Annotated in this window: 28 protein-coding genes; 15 read left to right on the top strand and 13 right to left on the bottom strand. The window is 67.4% G+C overall.

Annotated features, from left to right (window positions below):
* Positions 1-166: 166 nt before the first annotated feature.
* Positions 167-787, top strand: coding sequence for a TetR/AcrR family transcriptional regulator (locus tag GD429_RS33415; protein WP_152863579.1), 621 nt, complete (start codon positions 167-169; stop codon positions 785-787).
* Between the two features lie 86 nt (positions 788-873).
* On the opposite strand, the gene GD429_RS33410 is transcribed toward GD429_RS33415, so the two are convergent.
* On the bottom strand, positions 874-2,607 hold the full coding sequence (locus GD429_RS33410) for a ClcB-like voltage-gated chloride channel protein (protein ID WP_321575076.1): 1,734 nt from the start codon (positions 2,605-2,607) through the stop codon (positions 874-876).
* Positions 2,608-2,710: 103 nt separating this feature from the next.
* Positions 2,711-3,778: a YeiH family protein gene (locus tag GD429_RS33400; protein ID WP_152863573.1), complete on the bottom strand. Its 1,068-nt coding sequence runs from the start codon at positions 3,776-3,778 to the stop codon at positions 2,711-2,713.
* 111 nt (positions 3,779-3,889) lie between these two features.
* Between GD429_RS33400 and GD429_RS33395 the strand changes: the two genes are divergently transcribed.
* The 8 genes from GD429_RS33395 to GD429_RS33360 all read left to right on the top strand — a co-directional run bounded on the left by GD429_RS33395 (position 3,890) and on the right by GD429_RS33360 (position 11,866).
* A complete protein-coding gene (locus tag GD429_RS33395; protein ID WP_152863571.1) occupies positions 3,890-4,783 on the top strand; it encodes a LysR family transcriptional regulator in 894 nt (297 codons plus the stop codon).
* A 160-nt stretch (positions 4,784-4,943) separates the two neighbouring features.
* Positions 4,944-5,708 carry a TIM barrel protein gene (locus GD429_RS33390; RefSeq protein WP_152863569.1) on the top strand — a complete coding sequence of 255 codons (765 nt, stop codon included), beginning with the start codon at positions 4,944-4,946 and terminating at the stop codon, positions 5,706-5,708.
* A gap of 28 nt (positions 5,709-5,736) precedes the next feature.
* Positions 5,737-6,729 (top strand): sugar kinase, encoded by a 993-nt coding sequence (locus GD429_RS33385; protein ID WP_152863567.1) that lies wholly within the window; start codon positions 5,737-5,739, stop codon positions 6,727-6,729.
* Between the two features lie 158 nt (positions 6,730-6,887).
* Positions 6,888-8,168: an MFS transporter gene (locus GD429_RS33380; RefSeq protein ID WP_152863565.1), complete on the top strand. Its 1,281-nt coding sequence runs from the start codon at positions 6,888-6,890 to the stop codon at positions 8,166-8,168.
* Between the two features lie 5 nt (positions 8,169-8,173).
* Entirely contained in the window at positions 8,174-9,139 is a 966-nt protein-coding gene (locus tag GD429_RS33375) for an NAD(P)-dependent oxidoreductase (protein ID WP_152863563.1), read from the top strand.
* Between the two features lie 464 nt (positions 9,140-9,603).
* Positions 9,604-10,647, top strand: coding sequence for a LacI family DNA-binding transcriptional regulator (locus GD429_RS33370; RefSeq protein WP_321575068.1), 1,044 nt, complete (start codon positions 9,604-9,606; stop codon positions 10,645-10,647).
* 54 nt (positions 10,648-10,701) lie between these two features.
* Positions 10,702-11,490, top strand: a complete 789-nt coding sequence (locus tag GD429_RS33365) for a YhfC family glutamic-type intramembrane protease (RefSeq protein ID WP_152863561.1) — start codon at positions 10,702-10,704, stop codon at positions 11,488-11,490.
* Positions 11,491-11,503: 13 nt separating this feature from the next.
* Positions 11,504-11,866 carry a DUF3022 domain-containing protein gene (locus GD429_RS33360; protein WP_152863559.1) on the top strand — a complete coding sequence of 121 codons (363 nt, stop codon included), beginning with the start codon at positions 11,504-11,506 and terminating at the stop codon, positions 11,864-11,866.
* A 33-nt stretch (positions 11,867-11,899) separates the two neighbouring features.
* On the opposite strand, the gene GD429_RS33355 is transcribed toward GD429_RS33360, so the two are convergent.
* Positions 11,900-12,331: a PGDYG domain-containing protein gene (locus GD429_RS33355; protein ID WP_152863558.1), complete on the bottom strand. Its 432-nt coding sequence runs from the start codon at positions 12,329-12,331 to the stop codon at positions 11,900-11,902.
* A 131-nt stretch (positions 12,332-12,462) separates the two neighbouring features.
* A complete protein-coding gene (locus GD429_RS33350) occupies positions 12,463-13,008 on the bottom strand; it encodes a Spy/CpxP family protein refolding chaperone (RefSeq protein WP_152863555.1) in 546 nt (181 codons plus the stop codon).
* A gap of 399 nt (positions 13,009-13,407) precedes the next feature.
* Here GD429_RS33350 and GD429_RS33345 point away from each other — a divergent pair, with 399 nt between their 5' ends.
* Positions 13,408-13,872, top strand: a complete 465-nt coding sequence (locus GD429_RS33345; RefSeq protein WP_006481526.1) for an Lrp/AsnC family transcriptional regulator — start codon at positions 13,408-13,410, stop codon at positions 13,870-13,872.
* Between the two features lie 55 nt (positions 13,873-13,927).
* Here the strand turns inward: GD429_RS33345 and GD429_RS33340 are convergent, their stop codons facing one another.
* The 4 genes from GD429_RS33340 to GD429_RS33325 form a co-directional block, all read right to left on the bottom strand.
* Positions 13,928-15,301, bottom strand: a complete 1,374-nt coding sequence (locus GD429_RS33340; RefSeq protein WP_152863553.1) for a sensor histidine kinase — start codon at positions 15,299-15,301, stop codon at positions 13,928-13,930.
* Positions 15,277-15,942: a response regulator transcription factor gene (locus GD429_RS33335; protein ID WP_152863551.1), complete on the bottom strand. Its 666-nt coding sequence runs from the start codon at positions 15,940-15,942 to the stop codon at positions 15,277-15,279. Before GD429_RS33335 ends, GD429_RS33340 begins: the two co-directional genes overlap by 25 nt.
* Positions 15,943-16,024: 82 nt before the next feature.
* Complete coding sequence (locus GD429_RS33330; RefSeq protein WP_152863549.1) at positions 16,025-16,465, bottom strand: hypothetical protein; 441 nt, start codon at positions 16,463-16,465, stop codon at positions 16,025-16,027.
* A gap of 38 nt (positions 16,466-16,503) precedes the next feature.
* Positions 16,504-17,286, bottom strand: coding sequence for a hypothetical protein (locus GD429_RS33325; protein WP_152863547.1), 783 nt, complete (start codon positions 17,284-17,286; stop codon positions 16,504-16,506).
* 249 nt (positions 17,287-17,535) lie between these two features.
* Between GD429_RS33325 and GD429_RS33320 the strand changes: the two genes are divergently transcribed.
* Entirely contained in the window at positions 17,536-18,636 is a 1,101-nt protein-coding gene (locus tag GD429_RS33320; protein WP_034181371.1) for a saccharopine dehydrogenase family protein, read from the top strand.
* A gap of 93 nt (positions 18,637-18,729) precedes the next feature.
* On the opposite strand, the gene GD429_RS33315 is transcribed toward GD429_RS33320, so the two are convergent.
* Together GD429_RS33315 and cydX are read right to left on the bottom strand one after the other, a co-directional pair.
* Positions 18,730-19,347 (bottom strand): AAA family ATPase, encoded by a 618-nt coding sequence (locus tag GD429_RS33315; protein WP_258281747.1) that lies wholly within the window; start codon positions 19,345-19,347, stop codon positions 18,730-18,732.
* Positions 19,344-19,490, bottom strand: a complete 147-nt coding sequence (gene cydX, locus GD429_RS33310) for a cytochrome bd-I oxidase subunit CydX (RefSeq protein WP_152863545.1) — start codon at positions 19,488-19,490, stop codon at positions 19,344-19,346. Before cydX ends, GD429_RS33315 begins: the two co-directional genes overlap by 4 nt.
* A 179-nt stretch (positions 19,491-19,669) precedes the next feature.
* Here cydX and corA point away from each other — a divergent pair, with 179 nt between their 5' ends.
* The gene (gene corA, locus GD429_RS33305) at positions 19,670-20,647 is read left to right on the top strand and encodes a magnesium/cobalt transporter CorA (RefSeq protein WP_152863543.1); all 978 of its coding nucleotides are present in this window, start codon (positions 19,670-19,672) and stop codon (positions 20,645-20,647) included.
* A gap of 13 nt (positions 20,648-20,660) precedes the next feature.
* Here corA and GD429_RS33300 read toward each other — a convergent pair whose 3' ends face one another.
* Both GD429_RS33300 and GD429_RS33295 read right to left on the bottom strand, forming a co-directional pair.
* The gene (locus GD429_RS33300; RefSeq protein WP_152863541.1) at positions 20,661-20,948 is read right to left on the bottom strand and encodes a YciI-like protein; all 288 of its coding nucleotides are present in this window, start codon (positions 20,946-20,948) and stop codon (positions 20,661-20,663) included.
* 277 nt (positions 20,949-21,225) lie between these two features.
* The gene (locus GD429_RS33295; protein ID WP_152863539.1) at positions 21,226-21,714 is read right to left on the bottom strand and encodes an adenosine-specific kinase; all 489 of its coding nucleotides are present in this window, start codon (positions 21,712-21,714) and stop codon (positions 21,226-21,228) included.
* A 142-nt stretch (positions 21,715-21,856) separates the two neighbouring features.
* Here GD429_RS33295 and GD429_RS33290 point away from each other — a divergent pair, with 142 nt between their 5' ends.
* Positions 21,857-22,843, top strand: a complete 987-nt coding sequence (locus tag GD429_RS33290) for a cysteine synthase A (RefSeq protein ID WP_152863652.1) — start codon at positions 21,857-21,859, stop codon at positions 22,841-22,843.
* Positions 22,844-22,943: 100 nt separating this feature from the next.
* Positions 22,944-23,429 (top strand): aminoacyl-tRNA deacylase, encoded by a 486-nt coding sequence (locus GD429_RS33285; protein ID WP_152863537.1) that lies wholly within the window; start codon positions 22,944-22,946, stop codon positions 23,427-23,429.
* A 453-nt stretch (positions 23,430-23,882) separates the two neighbouring features.
* Here GD429_RS33285 and GD429_RS33280 read toward each other — a convergent pair whose 3' ends face one another.
* The gene (locus GD429_RS33280) at positions 23,883-24,290 is read right to left on the bottom strand and encodes a hypothetical protein (protein ID WP_152863535.1); all 408 of its coding nucleotides are present in this window, start codon (positions 24,288-24,290) and stop codon (positions 23,883-23,885) included.
* On the opposite strand from GD429_RS33280, the gene GD429_RS33275 reads away from it, so the two are divergent.
* Positions 24,289-24,990: an energy transducer TonB gene (locus GD429_RS33275; RefSeq protein WP_152863533.1), complete on the top strand. Its 702-nt coding sequence runs from the start codon at positions 24,289-24,291 to the stop codon at positions 24,988-24,990. The genes GD429_RS33280 and GD429_RS33275 overlap by 2 nt on opposite strands.
* Positions 24,991-25,243: the final 253 nt, after the last annotated feature.

Genomic DNA, 25,243 nt, shown 5'->3' with positions numbered 1-25,243 from the left:
TGAGGTGGAGCGGAACGAAGCCGGCAAGCGCGGTGGGCGCTTGCCCCAAGCGGCGCCGACACGGGCGCGCGGACAACACTTTCAGAAACTGTTGCGGATTCTAATACACACCTGTATCTGAATGCAAAGGTGAATCCGAAAGGGGAAAGGTGCTAGACTGCGCGCCATGAAACCACAGCGCTTAACTCGCGAGCAGAGCAGGGACCAGACGCGCGAACGTCTGCTGAAAGCCGCGCACCGGATTTTTCTGAAGAAAGGCTATGTGGCCGCGAGCGTCGAGGACATCGCGGCCGCGGCCGGCTATACGCGCGGCGCGTTCTACTCGAATTTCCGCAGCAAGTCCGACTTGTTGCTGGAGTTGCTGGAGCGCGATCACGCAGAGGTGCGGGCCGATTTCGAGGCGATCTTCGACGAGGGCGGGTCTCGCGAACAGATGGAATCGACGGCGCTCGCGCATTACCGGACGTTGTTCCGCGACGACGAATATTCGCTGCTGTGGGGCGAGGCGAAGCTGCAGGCCGCGCGCGACGCAAAATTCCGCGTGCGTTTCAACCAGTTCCTGCACGGCAAGCGCCTGCAGATGGCCGAATTCATCCAGCGCTTCGCCGAGCGCGCGGGCACGCCGCTGCTGCTGCCGGCGGAGACGCTCGCGTTCGGGCTGATGTGCCTGTGCGACGGCGTGCAGTCGTACTACACGGCCGATCCGCAGCACGTGCCGGCCGACGTGGCCGAATCGGTGCTCGCGGGGTTCTTCGCGCGGGTCGTGCTGGGGCGCGCGCCGGACTGAACGGGGAAGCGGGTTCGCGGGCGTCGTGTCCGCCCGCGGCAGGCTGGATGCGATGAAGCGGTGCGGCGCGAGCCGCACCATGCGCGTCAGCGCTCGCCGGTCATCCGCCGGTACGCGTCGAGCAGCGACGTCTTGTAGACGACGCCCGCGAGCATCGGCTCGGCTTCGCTTTCGATCACCGGCAGCCGTTCGCCCTGGAACGCCATGAAGCGTTCGAGTGCCGTCGCGAGCGGCATGTCGGGCGTGAGGAGCGGAAACGGCGTATGCGCGTAGTGCGCGGCCGTCTTGTCGGACGTGTCGCGCTTGTCGAGCAGGTCGGACGTGATGTCCTTCAGCGCGACCGCGCCGCGGAAGCGCCCGGCGTCGTCGGTCACGTACAGGTACTTCACCGGATATTCGAGAAACACGCGCGTCATGTCGGCGACGCTCGCGGTGAGCGGCACGACCGTCTGCGCGGGCTGGATCAGCGCGCGCATCTGCGTGGTGCGCAGCCGCAGCCGTTCCTGCGCGTCCTGGTAGTGGTGCAGCGTGATCTCGTACATCGACGTCGTGCCCGTCGCGCGTGCGACGAAATACGCGAACACGCACGACACCAGCAGCGGCAGCACGACCTGGTAGCTCAGCGTCATCTCGAAGATCATCAGGATCGCCATCAGCGGCGCCTGCGTGGCGCCCGCCATGAACGCACCCATCCCGACGATCGCATACGCGAAATACGCCGACGTATGGCCGGGCCACAGCGCTTCCATCGCGAGTCCGAACAGCGAACCGAACACCGCGCCGACGAACAGCGTCGGCGTGAAGACGCCGCCGATCGCGCCCGAGCCGGCGGTCGCGGCGGTCGCGATCACCTTGAACACGAGTACCGCGATGAGTGCCTGCCAGGTCCACGGCGAATGAAGGATGTGGTTCACGACGCTGTAGCCGTTGCCCCATACGTCCGGAATCCACACCGAGATCACGCCGACGACGAGGCCGCCGAGCGCGAGCCGCACGGGCAGCGGCACGGGCAGCCGCTTGAACTGGTTCTTCGACGCATCGAGCAGGTGCAGGAACTGCGGCGCGAGCACGCCGCACAGCGCGCCGAGCACGACGAACAGCAGCACTTCGGCGCCCGTGACGGCCGGAAACACCGGCATCTCGTACGGCGGCCGGTAGCCGGCGAATTCGCGCATCACGATGTTCGCGACGACCGACGCGACGACCATCGGCCCGAAGCTCTCCATCGCGATCGTGCCGAGCACGATCTCCGACACGAAGAACGCGCCGGCGATCGGCGCGTTGTACGCGGACGTGATGCCGGCAGCTGCCCCGCACGCGACCAGCAGGCGCAGGCGCGGCGGGTCGAAGTGCACGAAGCGGCCGACGAGCGACGCGGCGAGCGCCGCGAGCTGCACCATCGGGCCTTCGCGGCCGATCGAACCGCCGCTGCCGATCGTCAGCAGCGACGACACGCTGCGCCACAGGCTCTGCCGCACGGGCACGATGCCGTTGCCGAGCGCGACGGATTCCATGTAGTCGGTCTTGCCGGACGGCTTGTCGCCGCGTGTCGCGAACAGCAGCACGCAGCCGGCGAGGAAGCCGCCCGCGGCCGGCATCCAGAACCGCACGTACCACGGCAGGCTCTTCGCCATCTGGACGAAGCTGCCGCTGTGTCCGGAGATCAGGCGCTGCATCAGGTCGATGCCTTCGCGGAACGCCATGGTGGCAAAGGCGCCGCCGACGCCGACGATGGCCGACCAGATCAGCATCGTATGGGCGTCCGACAGGCGGAACAGCGTTTCGGCGCGAGTGCGCAGCTTCAGCAGGAACGAGAGCACGGCTGAAAGAGGGCGATGGAAAACGACGCGAAGCATAGCACTGCGCCGCGCCCGCGGGACCATCCCGTCGGGCGCGGCGCGCGAAGTGTCACGAATGGGCGGCTCAGCCAAGCCAGTGCTGCACGGCCCAGGTGATCCCGTAGCCGCCGGCGATCAGCCACACGTACAGGATCAGGCCGGTCACCAGTGCGCGGGGGCCGGCCGCGCGGATCTGCGACACGCGCGTCTCGATGCCGAGCGCGGTCATCGCCATCGTCAGCGCGAAGGTGTCGAGCACGTTCAGCGTGTGCGTGACGTCGGTGGGCAGCACGTTCAGCGAATTGACGATCACGAAGCCGAGGAAACCGAGCGCGAACCAGGGCACGGCTACCTTGCGCTTGCCTTGCGCACCGCCTGCGGTCGCGCGGGCCGAACGGGCGAGCCACCAGCCGAGCACCAGCAGCACGGGGACCAGCAGCATCACGCGCGTCATCTTGACGATCGTCGCGATGTGCGCGACCTGCGGGCTGATGTCGCTGGCTGCGCCGACCACCTGCGCGACCTCGTGGATCGTGCCGCCGAAGAACAGGCCGAGGCCGGCCGGATCGAGGTTCAGCAGCCCGGCGTGATACGCGATCGGGTACAGGAACATCGACAGCGTGCCGAACAGCACGACGCTGCCCACGGCCATCGCGCTCTGGTGCGGCTTCGACTGCAGCGTCGACTCGAACGCGAGCACGGCGGCCGCGCCGCAGATCGCGCTGCCGGCGGCGGTCAGCAGCGCCGCGTCGCGGTCGAGTTTCATCAGCTTCATGCCGGCCCAGGTGCCGATCACGAGCGTGCTGACGACGACCAGCACCGAGACCGTCAGGCCCGGCAGGCCGACCTGCGCGATTTCCTGCAGGCTCACGCGCAACCCGAAGAATGCGACCGCGATGCGCAGCAGCTTGCGCGCGGAGAAATTGACGCCGGCCGCCCAGCTGGCCGGCATGCCGTCGCGCAGCGCATTGCCGTACAGCGCGCCGGCGACGATGCCGACGATCAGCGGCGACAGGCCGAGCCCGGCGATCGCGGGGAGCTCGGACAGGCTCGTGACGGCGGCGGCGAACAGCGCGACGAACAGCACGCCGTTCAACTGGCCGCGCATCGACGGCGTGGCGTGGCTGAGAGGGGGAGTCGGGGCAGTGGACATGGAGCACCGTAATTGAGCGTGTTGCGATGCTGTAATCCTAATTTCGTTATATCGATATGAAAAATTGTGATTTGTGACGTAAACTATCCGGAAAGCCGATAATTCATCCCCATGACCCCGGATCAACTGATAACGTTCGCCGCCGTCGCCGAACACCTGAACATCAGCCGTGCCGCCGTGGCGCTGCATCTGTCGCAGCCGGCCGTGTCGGGCCAGTTGCGGCTGCTGCAGGACGAATTCGGCGAGCCGCTGTACCAGCGCGACGGCCGCGGCATCCGGCTGACGCCGGTCGGCGAACAGCTCGCGCAGTACGCGAAGGCGCAGCGCGACACGTTCGCGCAGGCGCGCGCGTTTCGCGACGCGGTGCGCGGCCTCGAGGCCGGCACGCTGCGGATCGGCGCGAGCACGACGCCGGCGAGCTACCTGCTGCCGTACCTGATCGCGGCGTTCCAGCCGCGCGCGCCGCGCGTGACGATCCAGACGATGAGCGGCAATACGGCCGACGTGGTCGCCGCGCTGCCGTCGCTCGACATCGCGATGATCGAAGGGCCGCCCGGCGAGGCGCTGCCGCCCGGCACGGCCGTGCATGCGTGGCACGAGGACGAGATCGTCGCGATCGTGCCGGCCGGCCATCCGCTGGCTGCGCCCGGCTACGATGCGGGCGTGACGCTCGCCGCGCTCGCCGCCCATCCGCTCGTGCTGCGCGAGGAGGGCTCCGGCGTGCGGCAGCTCGTCGAGCGCGCGTTCGCGCATGGCGGCGCGCCGATGCGCGTCGCGTTCGAGATCGCGGGCGTCGAGGCCGTGAAGGAGGCCGTGCGCGCCGGGATGGGTGTCGGGTTCGTGTCCGCGATGTCGCTGCGTCATCAGGATGCGGCGCTCGTGCTGCGCTCGCTGGCGCCCGCGCCGCTCACGCGTCATTTCTCCATCCTCGTGCCGCATGGCGGCGCGCCGTCGCGGGTTGCCTCGCAGTTCCTCGAAATGAGTCTCGCGCAGGACCTCGCCTGAGCGGCCGAAGCCCGCCCGGAAACGTGCGATGCACGCCGGCGGGCGCGCGTTCGCGTGGCGCCCAGCCCTAGGGATTTCCTCTATGGCGTGCGTTCGACGCGAAGCGCACCATCCGTCTCAAGCAAATGGAACCGGTTCCATTTCGGTAAAAAAGGGCAAAATGGCAGACATCGTGATCGTGGCGAGCGCATTCGGGATAGGCCGCGTGCGTCAGGAGGGCCACAGTGCATTCGTCGCGACCGCGGCGGCATCCGGTGCGACCGGTTTCGAGGTGCGGCGCGAGCTGTTCGCGTCGGACGACGACACGACGCCCGGCGCGCTGGCCGCGCTCGGCGCGCAATTGGCCGGCCACGGGCTGTGGTCGGTCTATTCGACGCCGGCCGCGCTGTACACGGAAACGGGCGCGCTCGATGCCGACGCATTGCGCGACGCGCTCGCGGAAGCCGACGCACTCGGCGCGCGTTTCGTGAAATTCCAGCTTGGCGGTTTTGCCGGCGACGCGCATGCGGCCGACATCGTCGCGCTGTCGCGCGGCGCGCGTGCCCGGGTGGTGGTCGAGAACGGCCAGCTTCCGGTCGGCGGCACGCTCGCGCAGTTCCGCGGGCTGTTCGACGCGCTGGCCGCGGCGGGCCTGCCCGATGCGCTCGGGATGACGTTCGACATCGGCAACTGGCAGTGGCCGGGCGAAGCGCCGCTCGACTGCGCGCAGATGCTCGCGCCGCATGTGGAATACATTCATTGCAAGGCGGTTGCCGGCGAGGGCGCGCGTCGTTTCGCCGCTGCACCGGCGCCGAACGATTCGCTCGTGACCGGCGTGCTCGCGGTGTTGCCGCAGCATGCGCCGCGCGGCATCGAGTTTCCGTTCGACGCGGCCGACCTGGCGGGCGATGCATGCCGGCGTGTCGCGTGGCTTGCGACCGCGTGACGGCGGAAGGATCCGGAGGAGTTCACTCATGAAAGCAGCACTCGATGTCGTGACCTATGGCGAGGCGATGGCGATGTTCGTCGCGACCGAGCCTGGCCACCTCGCGCATGCGGCGCAATTCACGAAGCGGATCGCGGGCGCCGACCTGAACGTCGCGATCGGCCTGTCGCGGCTCGGTTTTCGGGTCGGCTGGATGAGCCGCGTCGGCCGCGATTCGTTCGGCGGCTACGTGCTCGACACGCTCGCACGCGAAGGTATCGACGCGTCGTGCGTGACCGTCGATCCGCGTTACCCGACCGGTTTCCAGTTGAAGTCGCGCAACGACGACGGCAGCGACCCGACCGTCGAATATTTCCGCAAGGGTTCGGCCGCAAGCCACCTGTCGTGCGACGATTACGTGGCCGACTACGTGCTCGGCGCGGGGCACCTGCACCTGACGGGTGTCGCGCCGGCGATCTCCGCGACGTCGTGCGAGCTCGCGTTCCATCTGGCGCGCGAGATGCGCGCGGCCGACAAGACGATCTCGTTCGACCCGAACCTGCGCCCGACGCTGTGGCCGTCCGCCGACGTGATGGCGAAGACGCTGAACGCGCTCGCGGCGCTCGCCGACTGGGTGCTGCCGGGCCTCGCCGAAGGGCGGCAACTGACCGGGCACGACACGCCGGCCGACATCGCGGGCTTCTATCTCGCGCAAGGCGCGCGCGGCGTCGTGATCAAGCTCGGCGAGCAAGGCGCGTACTTCCGGACGGCCGACGGCCGCGAGGGCACGGTTGCGGGCGAGCGTGTCGAACGCGTCGTCGACACGGTCGGCGCCGGCGACGGTTTCGCGGTCGGCGTGGTCAGCGCGCTGCTGGAAGGCCGCAGCGTCGAACAGGCCGTCGCGCGTGGCAACCGGATCGGCGCGCTCGCGATCCAGGTGATCGGCGATTCGGAAGGCTTGCCGACGCGCGACGCACTCGATCGGATCGAAAATGTCAGCAATCGCGCCGATCGCTTAGAGGAAACCGTCACCGCGCAATAAGAGGCCGAACACGGCACAATCCGCGGATCCATTTCGTGCATCAAGCACCGCTTTGCGTGAGACCGGACGGCAAAGCAGGCGACCGGAGCGGTGCGGAAGCACCGGCTTCGGCCGCGAAGCGCTGAAGCGTCAGCCCGGTCAACAAAGGAGACATTTTGATGGCAACCAATCTCGCAGCCCGACGCTGGTGGACGATCATGCCGATCGTGTTCATCACGTACAGCCTCGCTTACCTCGACCGCGCGAACTACGGGTTCGCGGCCGCGGCCGGCATCAACCAGGACCTCGGGATCGGCAAGGGCCTGTCGTCGCTGATCGGCGCGCTGTTCTTCCTCGGTTATTTCTTCTTCCAGATTCCCGGCGCGATCTATGCGGAACGCCGCAGCGTGAAGAAGCTCGTGTTCGTCAGCCTCGTGTTGTGGGGCGCTTGCGCGGCGCTCACCGGCGTGGTCAGCAACATCCCGTCGCTGATGGCGATCCGCTTCGTGCTCGGCGTCGTCGAGGCGGCCGTGATGCCGGCGATGCTGATCTACATCAGCAACTGGTTCACGAAGAGCGAGCGCTCGCGCGCGAACACGTTCCTGATTCTCGGCAACCCGGTCACCGTGCTGTGGATGTCGATCGTGTCGGGTTATCTCGTGCATGAATTCGGCTGGCGCCACATGTTCATCGCCGAAGGCGTGCCGGCCATCCTCTGGGCCGTGTGCTGGTGGTTCCTCGTGCAGGACAAGCCGGCCGATTCGCCGTGGCTCACCGCGCAGGAAAAACGCGACCTCGACGCCGCGCTCGCGGCCGAGCAGGCGGCGATCAAGCCGGTGCGCAACTATGGCGAGGCGTTCCGCTCGCCGGCCGTGATCAAGCTGTGCGCGCAGTATTTCTGCTGGAGCATCGGCGTGTACGGCTTCGTGCTGTGGCTGCCGTCGATCGTCAAGAACGGCTCCGAGCTCGGCATGGTCGCGACCGGCTGGCTGTCCGCGCTGCCGTATCTCGCGGCGACGATCGCGATGCTCGCCGCCTCGTGGGCGTCCGACAAGGTCGGCTCGCGGCGCGGCTTCGTGTGGCCGTTCCTGCTGATCGGCGCGGCCGCGTTCGCCGCGTCGTACGCGCTCGGCTCGTCGCATTTCTGGATCTCGTATGCGCTGCTGGTGGTCGCAGGCGCCGCGATGTACGCGCCGTACGGCCCGTTCTTCGCGATCGTGCCGGAACTGCTGCCGAAGAACGTCGCCGGCGGCGCGATGGCGCTGATCAACAGCATGGGCGCGCTCGGCTCGTTCGTCGGCTCGTACTTCGTCGGCTACCTGAACGGCGCGACCGGGTCGCCCGTCGCGTCGTATGCGTTCATGAGCGCCGCGCTCGTCGCCGCGGTGATCCTCACGCTGTCCGTCAAACCCCAGGCGCGCGATGCGCATCCGCTCGCCGCGCCGCTGCAAGGAAAATGAATCCGATGAAGCCTCGTATCGTCGCGTACAAGCCGCTGCCCGATGACGTTCTCGCGTACCTGCGCGAGCATGCGGACGTCGTGCAGGCCGACGGCGCCGACGCGCTCGCCGATGCGCTCGGCAACGCGGACGGCGCGATTGGCGCGAGCCTGAAGGTCACGCCGCGGATGCTCGACCGCGCGCCGCGGCTGAAGGCATGGTCGACGATCTCGGTCGGCTACGACAATTTCGACGTCGCGGATCTCACGCGGCGCGGGATCGTGCTCGCGCATACGCCGGACGTGCTGACCGAGTCGACCGCCGATACGGTGTTCTCGCTGATCCTCGCGTCCGCGCGTCGCGTGGTCGAGCTGGCCGAGTGGGTGAAGGCCGGCCACTGGCATCGCAGCATCGGTCCGGACCTGTACGGCACCGACGTGCAGGGCAAGACGCTCGGCATCGTCGGGCTCGGCCGGATCGGCGGCGCGGTTGCACGCCGCGCGGCACTCGGCTTCCGGATGCAGGTGCTGTACGCGAACCGGTCCGCGCATGCCGAAGCCGAGACGCAGTACGGCGCGCGGCGCGTGACGCTCGACGAACTGCTCGCGCGGTCGGATTTCGTGTGCCTGCAGGTGCCGCTGTCGCCGGAAACGCACCACCTGATCGGCGCGGCCGAATTCGCGAAAATGAAGCGCGGCGCGATCCTGATCAATGCGTCGCGCGGGCCCGTCGTCGACGAAGCCGCGCTGGTCGACGCGCTGAGCGCGGGCACGATCCGCGGCGCGGGGCTCGACGTATTCGAGAAGGAGCCGCTGCCGGCGGATTCGCCGCTGCTGCAGATGAAGAATGTCGTCGCGCTGCCGCATATCGGCTCGGCGACGCACGAGACGCGCCACGCGATGGCGCGCTGCGCCGCGGAAAACCTGGTCGGCGCGCTGGCCGGCACGCTGCGCGCGAATCTCGTCAATCCGGACGCGCTCGCGCGGGCCTGAGCCGCGTCGGGTAACAGGGCGACAGCCGGCCGGCGGGGCGCCGGCGCCGTTAGAGGCGATGGTCTTGGTGCCGGAGGGCTGGCTGCGTTATGATCGCCCGCTTGTCGCATCGACGGCCCGGCAACGCTGCCGGCGGCGCCCGGCGACGGGCATTCGCGCCAGGTCCGGTGCGGCCGACTGCTTTTGCATGTGATTGAAGCGGGCGCCGATGCGCCGGCGCTGATCGACCGCGAAGCATGGAACCCGCGTAAGCGCTGAAGGGCTGACGCTGGTCGACCGCGAAGCATGGGACCAGCGTAAGCGTTGAAGGGCTGACGCTGGTCGACCGCGAAGCATGGGACCAGCGTAAGCGCTGAAGCGCTAACGCTGGTCGACAGAGGAGTCTGCCGGGTGGCTTACGTTTCCAACAACAAAGGTCCGTCTGCCCACGAAGCGGCGCGGATCATACGTCGCGAGGCACGACAGTGACCGATTCGCAACCTTCCACGACGCGTCCGGCGACGATCAGCGACGTCGCGCGCGAGGCCGGCACGGGCAAGACCAGCGTTTCTCGCTACCTGAACGGCGAAACGCATGTGCTGTCCGTCGATCTGCGTCAGCGCATCGAGGCCGCGATCGCGCGGCTCAACTACCGGCCGAACCAGATGGCGCGCGGGCTCAAGCGCGGCCGCAACCGGCTGCTCGGGATGCTCGCGGCCGACCTGACCAATCCATATACCGTCGAAGTGCTGCAGGGCGTCGAGGCCGCGTGCCACGCGCTCGGCTACATGCCGCTGATCTGCCACGCGGCGAACGAGGTCGAGATGGAGCGCCGCTTCCTGCAGTTGCTCACGACCTACCGTGTCGAAGGGCTGATCGTCAACGCGCTCGGCGCCGAGGAGGACGTGCTGCGCCCGCTGCGCGGCGCCGGCATCCCGGCCGTGCTCGTCGACCGCACGGTCGAGGGGTTCGAGGCCGACCTGATCGGCCTCGACAACGCCGATGCGATCGAGATGGCGGTCGCGCACCTGATCGAGCACGGCTTCGACGCGATCCATTTCGTCGTGCAGCCGTTCGAGCACGTCAGCTCGCGGCGCGTGCGCGAGGCCGCGTTCCGCGCGGCGCTGGGCGCGCGCGGGTTGCCGGTGCCGGCAACGGTCGTGCTCGACCTGAACGAGCCCGACGCGGCCGCGGCGGCGCTTGCCGACCTCGATACGCGCATCGACGATGCAACGCGGCGCGGCGTGCGTGCGGCGCTGTTCGCCGCGAACGCGCCGGTCGCACTCGCGATCGCGCGCCACCTGCGCGCGCGTTTCGGCGCCGAGTGGCAGCAGAAGGCCGCGCTGCTGTCGATCGACGATCCGGAATGGGCCGAGCTGATCGGCATCACGACGATCCGTCAGCCGACCTACGAAATCGGCTACAAGGCCGTCGAATTCGTGCACGAGCGGATCGACGGCGCAGCGGGCGACGTGCGCGTCGCGATGCTGCCGGGCGAGCTGATTGCGCGCGCGTCGACCGCAAGCTGAGTATCATTCGGGGCACGCAGCGCGCCAGGTGCGCTGCCCCGAACAAGGAAATACATGACTGTCGCTCCCGTCACGCTGGCGGTGCTGATTGCCGCCACGCTGATCATCGCGCTGCTGCCGCTCGTCCTCTTCCGACTCCTGCGCAAGCCGCTCGCGCTCAACCGCCGCGACACGATCGTCGGCGTCGCCGTCTTCACGCTGTTCGCGATGATCGTCGAACGCGCATTCCACGGTCTCGTGCTGAGCCGGACGCCGGCGGACGGCTGGCTGACGCAGCCGCTCGCGTTCGTCGCGTACAGCGCGCTCGCGACCGCCGTATTCGAGGAAGTCGGCCGTTATCTCGGGATGCGTTTCCTGAACCGGCGCTACGGCGCGTCGGCCGGCGACGGTCGCGGGATCGGCTACGGGATCGGCCACGGCGGCGCCGAAGCGTGGTTCGTCGGCGTGCTCGTGTGGGGCCAGTGGTCGTATCTCGCGTGGCTGGCAAGCCGCGGGCAGCTCGAGACGCAGCTTTCCGACCTGCCGGGCGATACCGTCGTGCGGCTGCACGTGATGCTCGCCACGCTGTCGGTGCAGTCGATCCTGCTGTTGCTGCTCGAACGCTGCGCAGCGCTCGTGCTGCAGCTTGCGCTGTCGGTGCTGGTGTGGCGCGGCGTGCGCGCCGGTCGCGCGGGCGTGTTGCCGCTCGCGATCGTGCTGCATGCGCTCGCGGCGGCGCCGGCGCTGCTGTACCAGGTGCGCGTGCTGCCGGCCGCATGGGTCGAGGCCGCGTATTTCGTGCTGGCCGCGATCCTGGTCGTGGTGATGGTGAAGGCGTGCCGGCCGCCGCGTACGGCTGCCTGACGGGAGAGACTGGATGGACGACTATCTGATCGAATGCCAGAGCGCCGAATTCGACGCGCTCGCGCGCGTGATCTGCGATCTCTTTCCGGAGCAGACGCGTTTCACCGAAAGCAGCGACGAGCGCGGGCGGTTCCTGTCCGTGCACTGGCTCGCGATGCGTTTCGGCGCGACGCCGAAGCGGATGACGCTCGATATCCGCATCGTGCCGGCCGCGCTCGCGCGTTATCTCGCGCTCAAGCCGATGCAGCGCGCACGCAGCCATGCGGTGCTGCATGCCTATACGGAAGCGATGCTCGGGTCGCTCGAGGAGCGCCACGCGGCCGGCGAGGCCGTCGAGCGCAACGCGGAACTCGAACTCGACGAAGACTTTGCGTGAGCATGCACGCCGGCCTCATGCCGGCGCGGCGGATTACGCGTCGCGGTAGACCTGCGCGAAGCGCTGAGCCTGCACGACGCCGTAATCGCCGGGTGCGTACTGCATCACCCAGTCGCCGGCGACGCCGCGCAGCGTGTCGCCGTTTTCCGAGCGGGCGATCGTAAACGGCTCGTCCATCCGGCGCGCGAGCACGACGGCCGGCCGGTTCCGGTAGGCGCCCGGTGCGCCGTGCGCGAGTGCCGGATCGGCGGGCAGGTATTTGGCGTCGAAGCGCGCGCGCGACACGACCCAGCGGTCGCCGGTCGAGCCCGTGATCAGCGCGTCGCCCGCGACGTAGCGGTTCGGGCCTTCGAGGCTCATCAGTTCGCCGTCGGCGTCCGCGAAAGAAACGGCAACGGTTTCGTCCTTGACGACGCGACGGGCCTGCGGGTCGGTGCGCAGATCGATGTTCTTGAGTTCGAGCATGGCGAGGAAGTGCGGGAAAAGCCGGGAGCTTATCCCGAATTCGGCGCGCCGTGTGACGCGCGCCGACCGCCGGCAGGATGCGCGGCGCCGTTCGGCCCGTAACGGGCAGCGCGGCGCCGGCGGGGAGGGCGTCAGGGTTGCGCGGGTGCGCTTGCGGCCGGCGCGGCTGCCGCCTTGCCTTCCTTGCCCTTCGTCTTGGCCTTGCCGCGGTGCTCGCCGCCATGGCTCAGCCAGCTGCGGAACGTCGTGTCGGCCAGCGCCTTCTGCTCGGCCGGGAAGCTCTCGTAGAGCGGCGCGAATGCGTCGGCGAGCTTCTTCGCGCCGTCGGCGTTCGCCTGCGACAGTTCCGCATACTGCTTCATGTCATCGATCGCGGAGACGTCGTGCTTGGCCATCCGGTCGCGATAGAGGCGGCCCATCGTTTCGCCGTTGTCGCGCATCGTGTCGGCGAACGTCTTCCATTGCGGTTCCTGCGCCGACGTGATCTTCAACTGGTCGTGCAGGTACTTGATGCGCTGCTCGACACGCGCTTCGTGGCGTGCCGCGCGCTGCTCGGCGCTCGGAGCCGACGCCGCGGCCGTCGTGGCCGCAGCGGGCGTCTGCGGCTGCGCCGGGGTTTGCGCGAACGCGCTGGCTGCAACGGCGAGCGTAGCGAGGGTGAGCGAGATTTTCTTCATGATTGGCTCTCCGGGGTGGTGTCTTGCGAGCGGGCGCGGCGGCAATTGCCGAAAGCACGCATTTCGCGTCGCACATTATTAGTAGCACGTTGCGTGCGGCGCGGCAGCGAAAGCGACACTTGCTTACATCCGATACGAATGGAAATTGAAAGGGACATGGCGGGTCGGCAGCGGGGCTGGCGATGGTCCGGCGCGTACCGGCGCCGGGAGCGGCAAGTGGGCGGCAAGGGGGGCGGCAAGCGCGATCCGGATGCGGTCGTCGCGCACGGACAAGGCGGCGCGGCCACATGACGGCGCGCGATTGCGCGGTCGTGCGATGCCGTTTGGGCGTACCGGCGTTCGGCGCTATCATCGCGTCACCTTCCACTTAGCCGGCGCGTCGCATGCCGGCCCAGCCTCATGCGTCCACCCCGCCTCGACCAACTCGACGATCTCGACCGGCAACTCGTCGCGCTGCTGCAAGCCGATGCGCGCGCGAGCGTCGCGGATCTCGCGCGCCAGCTCGACGTCGCGCGCACGACGGTCGTCGCACGTATCGCGCGGCTCGAACGCACCAATGTGATCGCCGGCTACAGCGTCCGGCTCGGGCAGGACGTGCTCGACGCGAGCATTTACGCTTATGTCGGCATCATCCTCACGCCGAAGTTCGGCAAGGACGTGTTGCGCAAGCTCGACCGGATGCCCGAAGTGCAGTTGCTGTGCGCGGTGAGCGGCGAATACGACTACGTCGCGTGGCTGCGCGCCGATTCGCCCGAGCGGCTCAACGACCTGCTCGACCAGATCGGCACGCTCGAAGGCGTCGAACGCACGACGACGTCGATCATCCTGTCGCGCAAGATCGATCGCGGGACGATCGGCGGGTGATGCCCAGGTCCGATGTGCGTCGCGCCGCGTGTGTTGCGCCGGCGCGTCGGCGTGGTTATCGGGCCGCGCCGGGCGGCCGCGCGAGCGGAATCCGCACCGAGACCCGCAGCCCGCGCGATGCCCGTTCGTCCGCATACGCGAGCGCGATGTCGGCGCCCATCCGGTCCGCGAGGATCTTCACGATCGACAGGCCGAGCCCGGAGCCGATCTGCGCGTTGCCGGGCACCCGGTAGAACGGATCGAACACGCGCGCGCGTTCGTGCGGCGCGATGCCCGGCCCGGTGTCGGCAATCGTCACGCACGCGTGCGTGTCGGTTTGTTGCGTCGACAGGTCCACGCGTCCGCCGGACGGCGTGTAGCGGATCGCGTTGTCGACCAGATTCATGACCAGCGACGTGAGTTCGAGCTCGTCGACGGGCACGCGGGTGTCCGGGCCGTCGTCGATGCCGATATCGAGTGTCTTCGCGTCGGCGAGCGGCATCAGGTCTTCCAGCACGCGGCGATAGATCGCATGCACCGATACGGCGCCGGGCGGCGCGGCCGGTGCGCTTTGCGCGCGCGCGAGCGCGAGGAGCTGCCCGATCAGGTGGCGGCTGCGGTCGAGCCCGCCGCGCAGCGCGGCGAGCCGGGCGCGCGCATCGTCCGGCAGGTCGCTGTCGGCCAGGCGCTCGGCCTGCAGCGACATCGCCGTGAGCGGCGAGCGCAACTCGTGCGCGGCGTCGGCGACGAAGCGGCGCTGCGCGTCGACCGATTGCGCGACGCGCGCGAGCATCCGGTTGATCGCGACGACGAACGGCCGCACCTCGGCCGGCACGTGATCGGCCGGCACCGGGCGCAGGTCGTGCTCGTCGCGCGCGTCGATGCCGGCGGACAGCACGGCCACCGGGCGGAACAGCTTGCGCACGAGATCGGCGACGAGCAGCAGCAGGATCGGCACGAGGATCAGCAGCGGCAGCGCGGTGCGCCACGCGCTTTCGCGCGCGACGTCGTCGCGCATGCCGGCTTCCTGCGCGACCGCGATGCGCTCGCCGTTCGCGAGCGTATGGATTATCACGCGATACGCGTTGCCGCCGACATCGACCGTATGCAGCCCGTCGGCGAGCGTCGGCGGCAGAGCAAGCCGCGGCGTACCGTCGGCGCTCGGTTGCGGCGCGCCGCCGACCGGCAGCGGCTGCACGATCACGCGCGACAGTTCGTCGCTTTCGCGCGCGGGCCCGGCGCCGGCGGCACGGGGCGAGGGCGCGCGCTCGCGGTCGAGCAGCGTCGCGACCTCGCGCAACACGTCGTCCTGCAATTCGTGCGCTTCGTCGAACGCCGATGAAAACGCGAACGCGGCCGCGGCCGTCGCGACGACCAGGATCGCGGCCGACAGCGCGACCGACAGCCGGAACCCGATCGACTCGCTCAGGCGCTTCTTGAAACCATCCATCCCGCCCCCCTGACGTTCTTGATCACGGTGCTGCCGAGCTTGCGGCGCAGCGAATGGATCAGGAATTCGACCGCGTTGCTTTCGACTTCCTCGCCCCAGCCGTACAGGCGATCCTCGAGCTCGCGGCGCGACAGGATCGCGCCGGGGCGCACCAGCAGCGCGCGCAGTAGCGAGAACTCGCGATTCGACAGCGGGACGGGCGCTTGCCCGTCGACGGCGGCTTCGCGCGTCGCCGGGTCGAGCGACACGATGCCGTTGCTCAGCAGCGGCGCGGCTGAGCCGGCCCGCCGCCGGATCGCAACGCGAATCCGCGCGAGCAGCTCGGCCATCTCGAACGGCTTCACGATGTAATCGTCGGCGCCGCCGTCGAGGCCGCGCAGGCGGTCGTCGAGACCGTCGCGCGCGGTGACGATCAGCAGCGGCGCGCTGGCGTCCTTCGCACGTATGCCGGCCAGCACGTCGAGCCCGTCGCGGCCGGGCAGGCCGAGATCGAGCAGGATCAGGTCGTAGGGCTGCGCCGCGAACGCGGTCAGCGCGCGCACGCCGTCGGTGACCCAGTCGGTGGCGTACGACGCGTCCTTCAGCGCGGCATGGATCGCCTCGCCGATCATCGGGTCGTCTTCGACGAGCAGTATTCGCATGCGTGTTCTCCGTGCCGCGCAATCGCCGCCAGCGTATGCGATTCCCGGGCGTGCGTCACGCGCCGCGCGCCCGGCGCAACGCTTATTTGCCGCCGAACCGGTCGAAGGCCGCGAGCAGGTTCTTCATCGCGGCGGCCGAATCGGCCTGGGTCGGATGGTCGGCGCGCAGCGCGGACAGCGCGCGGTCGATCTCCTGATCGACCATATGCCAGTCGGCGGCCGCGCGCGGCTTGAGGCCGGCCTCGGCCGCATCCCACGCGATCTCGAGATCCTTGATGCGCGCCTTCGCGCCGGCCAGGTCGCCCTTGCCGACGAGCGTGTCGACGTCGGCGGCGATCGTGCGGAACTGCGACAGGTCGCCGAGCTTCGATGCGCGGGCCGCCGCGGACGACGCCGCGGCCGGTGCGGGCACCGCTGTCGATGCGTTCGCATCCTGTTGCTTCGAGCAGCCGGCGGCGGCGCCCAGCACGGCAATCGTGGCCGCGGCAACGGCGAGACGGGAAACGGAATACGGGAAGCGCATGGAGTGTCCTCGATTCGATGAACGGAAAGGAAAGGGGGTCATTCGGCCGCGCCGGCGCGCGTATGCGGGCCGCTGCCGAACTGCGCGACGGCGACGAGCAGCACGATCACGGTCAGGAACAGCAGGCTCGTCCACGCGGCGCCGAAGCCGAGCCCGCCGTATGCGCGGGCCTGCGTGAGCAGGTCGCCGAGCGAGGCGCCGAACGGGCGCGTCAGGATGTACGCGATCCAGAACGCCAGCGTTGCATTGGCACCGAGCCGCCACATCACGAACACGGTCGCGATCAACGCGCCGAAGCACAGCGCGCCGAGCGTGAAGCCGAGCCCGAGCGCTTCGGTCGCGAGATCGCCCGCGGCGGTGCCGAGCGCGAACGTGCAGAGGATCGCGGCCCAGTAGAACAGTTCGCGCCGCGGCGTGACGATCGTGTCGATCGACAGCGAGCCTTCGACGCGATGCCACACGAAGAAGATCGCCGCGAGCGCGACGGCAAACGCTGCCGTGCTTGCATACAGGCTGACGTTCAGGCCGTCGGTGAGCAGGTCGGTGATCTGCGTGCCGACGATGCTGACCAGCACCACCGTGAGCCAATAGATCCACGGCACGTAGCGGCGCGTGCGCAACTGAAGCCACAGCGCGATCGCGAGCAGCGACGCCATCGCGATGCGCGTGACGGTCTGGCCGAGGCCCGCGTTGACCGCGAGAAAGTCCGCGCCGGTTTCGCCGACGGTGGTCGACATGATCTTGATGATCCAGAACGACAGCGCGACGTCGGGCACCTTGTTCAGCCAGTGCGACGCGCGATTGACGGGCAGGGATTGCATGCGATGCCTCCTTGGCGATCGAGTGGTCGGCATGCAGTCTGAAACGGGAGACTTAGGCCAGCCATAGCGAGGCCGGCAGCGGGATAAATACGCTGTTTCGACATTTCGACGAAATTGTTCGTCGTAACGTCGAAATTATCGGTCGTTTCGCATCATTCTTCGTCTTGGAACTGATTTTGCGCGTCCCTAAACTGTGTTCATGGCTCGACGCCGTCCACAACACCAAACCCATCATCAGGAGATAAGCGCATGAAAATCGCCATCGTCGGCGCAGGTCTGATCGGCCACACCATTGCTCACATGCTGCGCGAAACGGGCGACTACGAAGTCGTCGCGTTCGACCGCGATGCGGATGCGCTCGCGAAGCTGTCGCGCGAAGGCATCGCGACGCAACGGGTCGATTCGGCCGACGCGAACGCGATTCGCGAAGCAGTGAAGGGCTTCGATGCGCTCGTCAACGCGCTGCCTTATTACCTCGCGGTCAACGTCGCCGCCGCCGCGAAGGCTGCCGGCGTCCATTACTTCGACCTGACCGAAGACGTGCGCGCGACCCACGCGATCCGCGAACTGGCCGACGGCTCCGACCGTGCGTTCATGCCGCAGTGCGGCCTCGCGCCGGGCTTCATCGGCATCGCCGCGCACGAGCTCGTGAACGGCTTCAGCGAAGTGCGCGACGTGAAGATGCGCGTCGGCGCGCTGCCCGAGTATCCGACCAACGCGCTGAAGTACAACCTGACGTGGAGCGTCGACGGCCTGATCAACGAATACTGCCAGCCGTGCGAAGCGATCCGCGACGGCCGCAAGCAGTGGGTGCAGCCGCTCGAAGGCCTCGAGCACTTCTCGCTCGACGGCACCGAATACGAAGCGTTCAACACGTCGGGCGGCCTCGGCACGCTGTGCGAGACGCTGTCGGGCAAGGTCGAGACGCTCGACTACAAGTCGGTGCGCTACCCGGGCCACCGCGAGCTCGTCCAGTTCCTGCTGGAGGACCTGCGCCTGTCGACCGACCGCGACACGCTGAAGTCGATCATGCGCCGCGCGGTGCCGTCGACGAAGCAGGACGTCGTGCTCGTGTTCGTCACGGTGACGGGCGTGAAGGACGGCCAGCTCGTGCAAGACGTGTTCACGCGCAAGATCTTCGCGAAGGACGTGTGCGGGATGCACATGAGCGCGATCCAGATCACGACGGCCGGCGCGATGTGCGCGGTGCTGGATCTGTTCCGCGAGAAGAAGCTGCCGCAGAGCGGTTTCATCCCGCAGGAAAAGGTATCGCTGAAGGCGTTCCTGTCGAACCGCTTCGGCAAGCTGTACGAAGGCGGCACGATGGAGCGCGTGCACGCGGTGGCCTGACCACCCGCCAGCCTCTGGCACGAGGGCCGTACGACGCCGGGAGCGCAGCAGCGCTTCCGGCGTTGTTTTTTTGGGGAGAGAGAAGGGTGCCGGTCAGGCCGGCAACGGCGGGACGATCGTCGCCGCGGGCGCGGGCGGCACGATGCGGTACAGCAATGCGTCGACGTCCGTGTCGGATGGCGCGGTGTTGTCGAACATCACGATGCCGTCGCATTCGTGGCCGGTCGGCACGAAGCGGCGCTGCCGGTATTCGTCCCAGTGCGCGAGCTTGTACGCATCGTTCGGGTTGCCGCGCGCGACGATCCGCGCGTGCGCGGTGTCTTCCGACGTGTGGACCCAGACGACCGTCAGCGTGACGTCGGGCGCGATGCCGAGCCATGCGCGGTCGAGGATGCGCCGGTCGCGCACTTCGCGCGACAGCGGGCCGACCACGATCACGCTGATGCCGAGCGCGAGATTTTCACGGGCGGTATCGAGCAGGCCGTGGTATTCGGGATCGCGCAGATGTTTCAGGTAAAGCGGGCTGTCGCGGTCGTTCGGATCCGCGGTGAGCGCGCCCATCGCGGCCGAGCTGTAGCGGCCGTACAGCGTGTCCTTGTCGAGCAGGCAGAAAGCCTCGCCGGTCGCGCGCATCAGCGGCCCGATGAGCCGCTTCGCGAGCGTGGTCTTGCCGGTGCCGGCGTGACCGCAAAAGAACACCAGGTGCGTCACGAATACTTGCTCCCCGCCTCCTGGCCCGACGCGTCGCTGCGCTTGTCGCCGCGCGAGAACACTTCCGCTTCCAGCCACATCGCGTTGACGATGCCGAAACCGAGTGCCACGCCGATGCCGAGTATCCACGAGAAATACCACATGGGTCTGTCTCCTTGATGGTTGGGCCGCACGGCAGTGCGGCGCACGTGCCGAAGTGCGTTGGTACGCGTGCTGCGGCGCACGCAGCACGATCATGACCAATATCGGCGTGCCGCGCAAGCCGGGCCGCCCGCGCAGCAAAACGGTAAACTGATGCGCAAACGGCAACATCACGGACAACATGCTGATCAACTGTGCTGCATACCAGGACGGCCGCAAGCTGGCCGACATCGATATCGACGCCATCAGCGACTACGTGTCGAAGCCCGAATGCTTCGTATGGGTCGCGCTGAAGGATCCGACACCCGACGAAATCGACCTGATGGGCGAGGAGTTCTCGCTGCACGAGCTCGCGCTCGAGGACGCCCGCAAGGGGCACCAGCGGCCGAAGATCGAGGAGTACGGCGATTCGCTGTTCGCGGTGCTGCATATGGTCGAGCTCGACGATGACGGCGAACTCAAGGTGGGCGAGCTGAACGTGTTCGTCGGCCCGAACTATGTGCTGTCGATCCGCAACCACACCGAGCAGGACTTCCGCGACGTGCGCAAGCGCTGCGAGCGCGAGCCGCATCTGCTGCAGGAAGGCTCGGCGTTCGTGTTCTACGCGCTGATGGACCAGGTCGTCGACCGCTATTTCCCGATCCTCGAAACGCTCGGCGCGGAGCTCGAGGAACTCGAGGACCGCATCTTCACGAAGGCCACGCTCGCATCGTCGCGCGCGATCATCGAGGATCTCTATTCGCTGAAGCGCCGCCTCGTGTTGCTGCATCAGCACACGGCGCCGCTGATCGAGCCGCTCGCGAAGCTCACGGGCGGACGCATCCCGCAGATATGCAGCGGGATGGAGCATTACTTCCGCGACGTGTACGACCATCTGCAACGGATCGTGAAGACGATCGAAGGGCGGCGCGAGATGGTCGTGACGGCGATCCAGGTCAACCTCGGAATGATCTCGCTCGCCGAGAACGAGGTGACCAAGCGGCTCGGCTCGTTCGCCGCGCTGTTCGCGATACCGACGATGATCGCCGGCATCTACGGGATGAACTTCGCGAACATGCCCGAGCTGCACCTGAAATACGGCTTCTATGGCTGCATTGCCGTGATGGTCGTTGCCGATTTCGCGCTGTGGTGGCGTTTCAAGCGGGCAGGGTGGCTGTAGCCGTTCTTCGTGCCTAGCGCGGCGCGTGCTTGCCGACCACGACGCGCCACGGGCGCACGCGCCAGGATTTCACGAGGCCGTTCTGCACGTACGGATCGGCGCGCGCGAACGACTCGGCCGCTTCCGGCGAATCGCCTTCGAACACGAGCACGGCCTGGTCGGCCGGGTCCGCCAGCGCGCCGGCGAGCATGAGCTCGCCGCGCTCGGTCGCGGCCTGCGCGAGCGCGAGGTGCTCCGCGCGGAACGGTTCGCGCCGCGACAGGTAATCGTCGACGAGTTCGTAGATCAGCTGGTAATGCATGCGTTTCTCCGGGAAGGGGCGGCGGCCGCGGACGGGTGCGTCGGTACGGCCGTCGGTCAGTCTGCTGCGGCCTGTAGCGGCCAGTATAGGACAGCCGGGCGACAGCGACGCGACGCAAGCGAAAGCGTATCCCGTTCTCTCAAATGCAACTAACGGTCCGGTTTTCCTGCGTCCTGAAATCCCGGGCGCGAACGCGCCTTTGATGCAGCAGAGTCTGCAGGAAAGGCCCCGGCAGGGGCGACGCGATCATGAACCGTCCGCCCCCGGCGGCTCGCTTCTACGCCTTGTATCCGATCGTGCGCAGCAGATCCTTGCGCCAGCGCACGTCGTCGTCGTTCTCGACGCCGAGAGGCGGAAAACCGTCGACGACGCCGACGATCCCGCGTCCCTGCGCGGTTTCCGCGACGATCACGTCGGTCGGGTTCGCGGTCGCGCAGTAGATTCGGCAGACCTCCGGCACGGCCTTGATCGCATTGAGCACGTTGACCGGATAGAAACCGTCGCCGAGGAACACGATGAAAGCGTGACCGGCGCCGATCGCGAGGGCGTTGCGGCACGCGAGTTCGACGAGCTCCGCATCGGTGCCGGAACGGCGCACGAGCCGCTTGCCCGATGCCTCGCAGAACGCGAGCCCGAAACGGATGCCGGGCACGGTGCCGACCAGCGTCTCGTGGATGTCCTCGACGGACTTGATGAAATGCGACTGGCCAAGGATGAAATTCATGGCCTCGGGCTTGTCGACGGCGACGGTGTGCAATTGCGGCATGGCGGACCTCGTCTGGCGATGCGGCGCGCGCGCCGCAATGGGCTCTCCAAGCTTAGTACGCGGCGGCCGGCGCCGAAAGCGGCGGGTGCGTCCTATCCTTCGTTGTGTATGGCGCGCGAGCGCGAATGCAAAGGAGGGCGAAATGGACGTGCGACAAGGTTTCGTCGACTGCGTGGGTCGCACACCGTTGATCCGGCTGGCGAAGCTCAGCGCGGAAACGGGCTGCGAGATCCTGGGCAAGGCGGAATTCATGAATCCGGGCGGATCGGTGAAGGATCGCGCGGCGCTCTACATCATCCGCGACGCCGAGCAGCGCGGCGCGCTGAAGCCGGGCGGCACCGTCGTCGAGGGCACGGCCGGCAACACGGGCATCGGTCTTGCGCATATCTGCGCGGCGCGCGGTTATCACTGCGTGATCGTGATTCCCGACACGCAATCGCCGGACAAGATGGCGATCCTGCGCACGCTCGGCGCCGACGTGCGCCCGGCGCCGGCGGCGCCGTACCGCGACCCGAACAACTATCAGAAGATTGCCGGGCGGCTTGCGGACGAACTCGACAACGCGGTATGGGCCAACCAGTTCGACAACGTCGTCAACCGGCAGGCGCACTACGAGACGACGGGGCCGGAAATCTGGCGCGACACCGCGGGCACGGTCGATGCATTCGTCTGCGCGACCGGCACGGGCGGCACGCTGGCGGGCGTGAGCCGCTACCTGAAGGAGCAGAATCCGGAGGTCCGGATCGTACTGGCCGATCCCCACGGCAGCGGGCTCTACGGTTACGTGAAAACGGGCGATCTCAGCGCCGAAGGCAACTCGATCACCGAAGGCATCGGCTCGACGCGCGTCACTGCGAATCTCGCCGGTGCGCCGATCGATGACGCCGTGCGGATCGACGATACGCAGTGCGTGAAGATGGTCTACCGGCTGCTGCGCGAGGAAGGGCTGTACGTCGGCGGCTCGAGCGGCATCAACGTCGCGGCGGCGGTCTGGCTGGCCCGCCGGATGGGCCCGGGGCACACGATCGTGACCTTGCTGTGCGATCGCGGCGACATCTATCGAGCGCGGCTTTTCAACCGCGAATGGCTGCGTGAAAAGGGGTTGGAACCTGGGCTGGAGCCCGAATGACGAAGGGGCGCGGCGGCGATTTCCATCGGCCCGAATGCGAACTATGCTGAACGAATCCGGTGCGAACGCCGTTCGCTCGATTCGTCAGACGAGGTGTGCCATGTCCGTGTCAGCCACCCTGCAGGATTGCCTGCGTCAGAAGTCATCGCGGTACGAAGTCGTGTACCACCCCTATAGCCATACGAGCATGGAGACGGCCGCCGCCGCGCATATTCCCGGCGATCGCCTCGCGAAAACCGTGCTTCTCGAGGACGACGAGGGCTACGTCGCCGCCGTGTTGCCGACGACGCACGCCGTGCGCCTGTCGGATCTTTGGGTGAAGACGGGCCGCCATCTCGTGCTCGCCCGGGAGGTCGAACTGCGCGAACTGTTCAAGGATTGCGACATGGGCGCGCTGCCGCCGGTCTGCATGGCGTACGGGATGAAAACGTTCCTCGAGGAACGCCTTGCGCAGCAGCCGGATGTCTATTTCGAGGCCGGCGACCACGAAGCACTGATCCACATGACGCAGGACGAATTCCTGACGCTGATGGAGACGGCCGAGCGCGCGCATTTTTCGCACAGGATGCAGGGCATGCAGTCCTGAGCGCGAGGCGCATGCGGCGAGGCGCGGGGGCGCTTCGCACGCGTGCGCGCCGATGCGTGGACGGCTTGGTCGTGTGCGGGGCGCGTGGCGTCATCCGCGACAGTTAATTCGATATCCGAAATTGTTCGGCGGACTTTCACGTGATGAAGGTTCGCCTCTCTTTGTATCGGATTGCAGATTAATCAAGCGATTGGTTATTCGCGCGCTCGACGTGCGCATGGAGCCGTGCCGGCCGGCTGGAGGAGGGTGGGCGGGGGCACTGGACGACCGATGCCGGCGTTGGCGACGCGAAGGGGTGCGCCTTGCCCGTTTTTCCGGGGCGAACCATTTTGGTGCGGCGTGGGAAATACGAGAATATTTATGTCGAAAGGGCTGAATATTCGATTTCGTATATACCCATACAAAACAATTACTACTTCAATAATAGAAGCTGGATTTATGCTTACCGGAATATTATTTGAATAAACCCTCCAAACTTTGTATTCGGGCATCAAATAAAGTTTGACGGCAAAATTTTTTCCTTGCTATCTTCTGCACCCAAGTGAACGGCGCTATTGACACCACCGTGTAACGAACGGCGAACCGTCTGCGAAAACGAAACGCCAGATCGCGCCAGCTCAGCTGACAATTGCCTGAACGTGCAGGCGCGTGGATTTCCGGTGCGACACACCGGGCCACGCCGGCCGGAACGATTCCTTGAAAACGAATTAATTGGAATTCGAATTTGATTCTTTCAATTCGGATTGCAAATTGAATTTGAAATGAAATCTTCGGGTTGAAGCGGAGGCGATGCCGACCTGGCTTCGCAACCGGCCGCAACCCGAAACTGGGCGAATCGCTTGGGGGATGGATGGTGGGCATGAAAGTCGAAGAACGTCTGGCTACTTCGAACAGCGGACTGGCTATGCTGGGGCGTCCGCGAGAGTTCGGCAGGAAGCAGCAGAATCCGGTGCGCCGGTTCGGCGGCATCGGAATCGTCCTGGTGCTGCATGCAGTGCTGATCTACGCATTGCTCAACGGCCTCGCGACGAAAGTCGTGCAGGTGATCCAGCATCCGATCGAAACCCGCATCATCGAGCCGGTCAAGCCGCCGCCGCCACCGCCGATGCCCGTGGTCAAGCTCCCGCCGCCGAAATTCGCGCCGCCGCCACCGCCGTTCGTCCCGCCGCCGGAAGTGCCGGTGCAGGCGCCGCCGCAGGCGACGATCACGCACCAGTCGGCACCGATACCCTCCGCGCCGGCCGTGCAGGCACCGGTCGTGGCGCCCGCTCCGGCGCCGGCCAAGCCGGTCAGCCATGACGTGGGTGTCGTCTGCCCGAATTCGGACACGCTTCGCGCGTCGATCCAGTACCCGAAGGAAGCGCAGGAAAACAACATCACGGGCGACGTGACGATCGAATTCGTCGTGGATGCGGAAGGGAACATCACGAACGAGCGCGTGGCGCAGTCCGCCGATCCGATCCTCGATCGCGCCGCCTACAACACCGTGAAACGGTTCAAGTGCGTCGCGCAGGGCCAATCGGTGCGGGTCCAGGTGCCGTTCTCGTTCAATCTGAATTAATGCAGTGGGCGGCCCGGCGCGAGCCGGGCCGGGGAAAACCGTCTCGAACTGAAGTATTAAGTTTACCGAAAGAACTGGAGTGGGGTATGACGAAGCGTTCACTGGCCGCGCTGGCGGCAAGCATGTTGATGTCCGTCGCCGCAGTCGACGGGTTCGTTGCACCGCAGCTCGCTCACGCGCAGGCAAGCGGGGCGGCCGGCACGTCGGCGCAGGCGGTGGCACCGTCGGCCACGCCGGCCCCGGCCCCGGCCCC

The organism is Burkholderia sp. BE17 (genome assembly GCF_009362305.1).
GTDB lineage: Bacteria > Pseudomonadota > Gammaproteobacteria > Burkholderiales > Burkholderiaceae > Burkholderia > Burkholderia pyrrocinia_C.
Note: the sequence above shows the minus strand (reverse complement) of the source record. Positions and strands in the feature narration are given on the sequence as shown.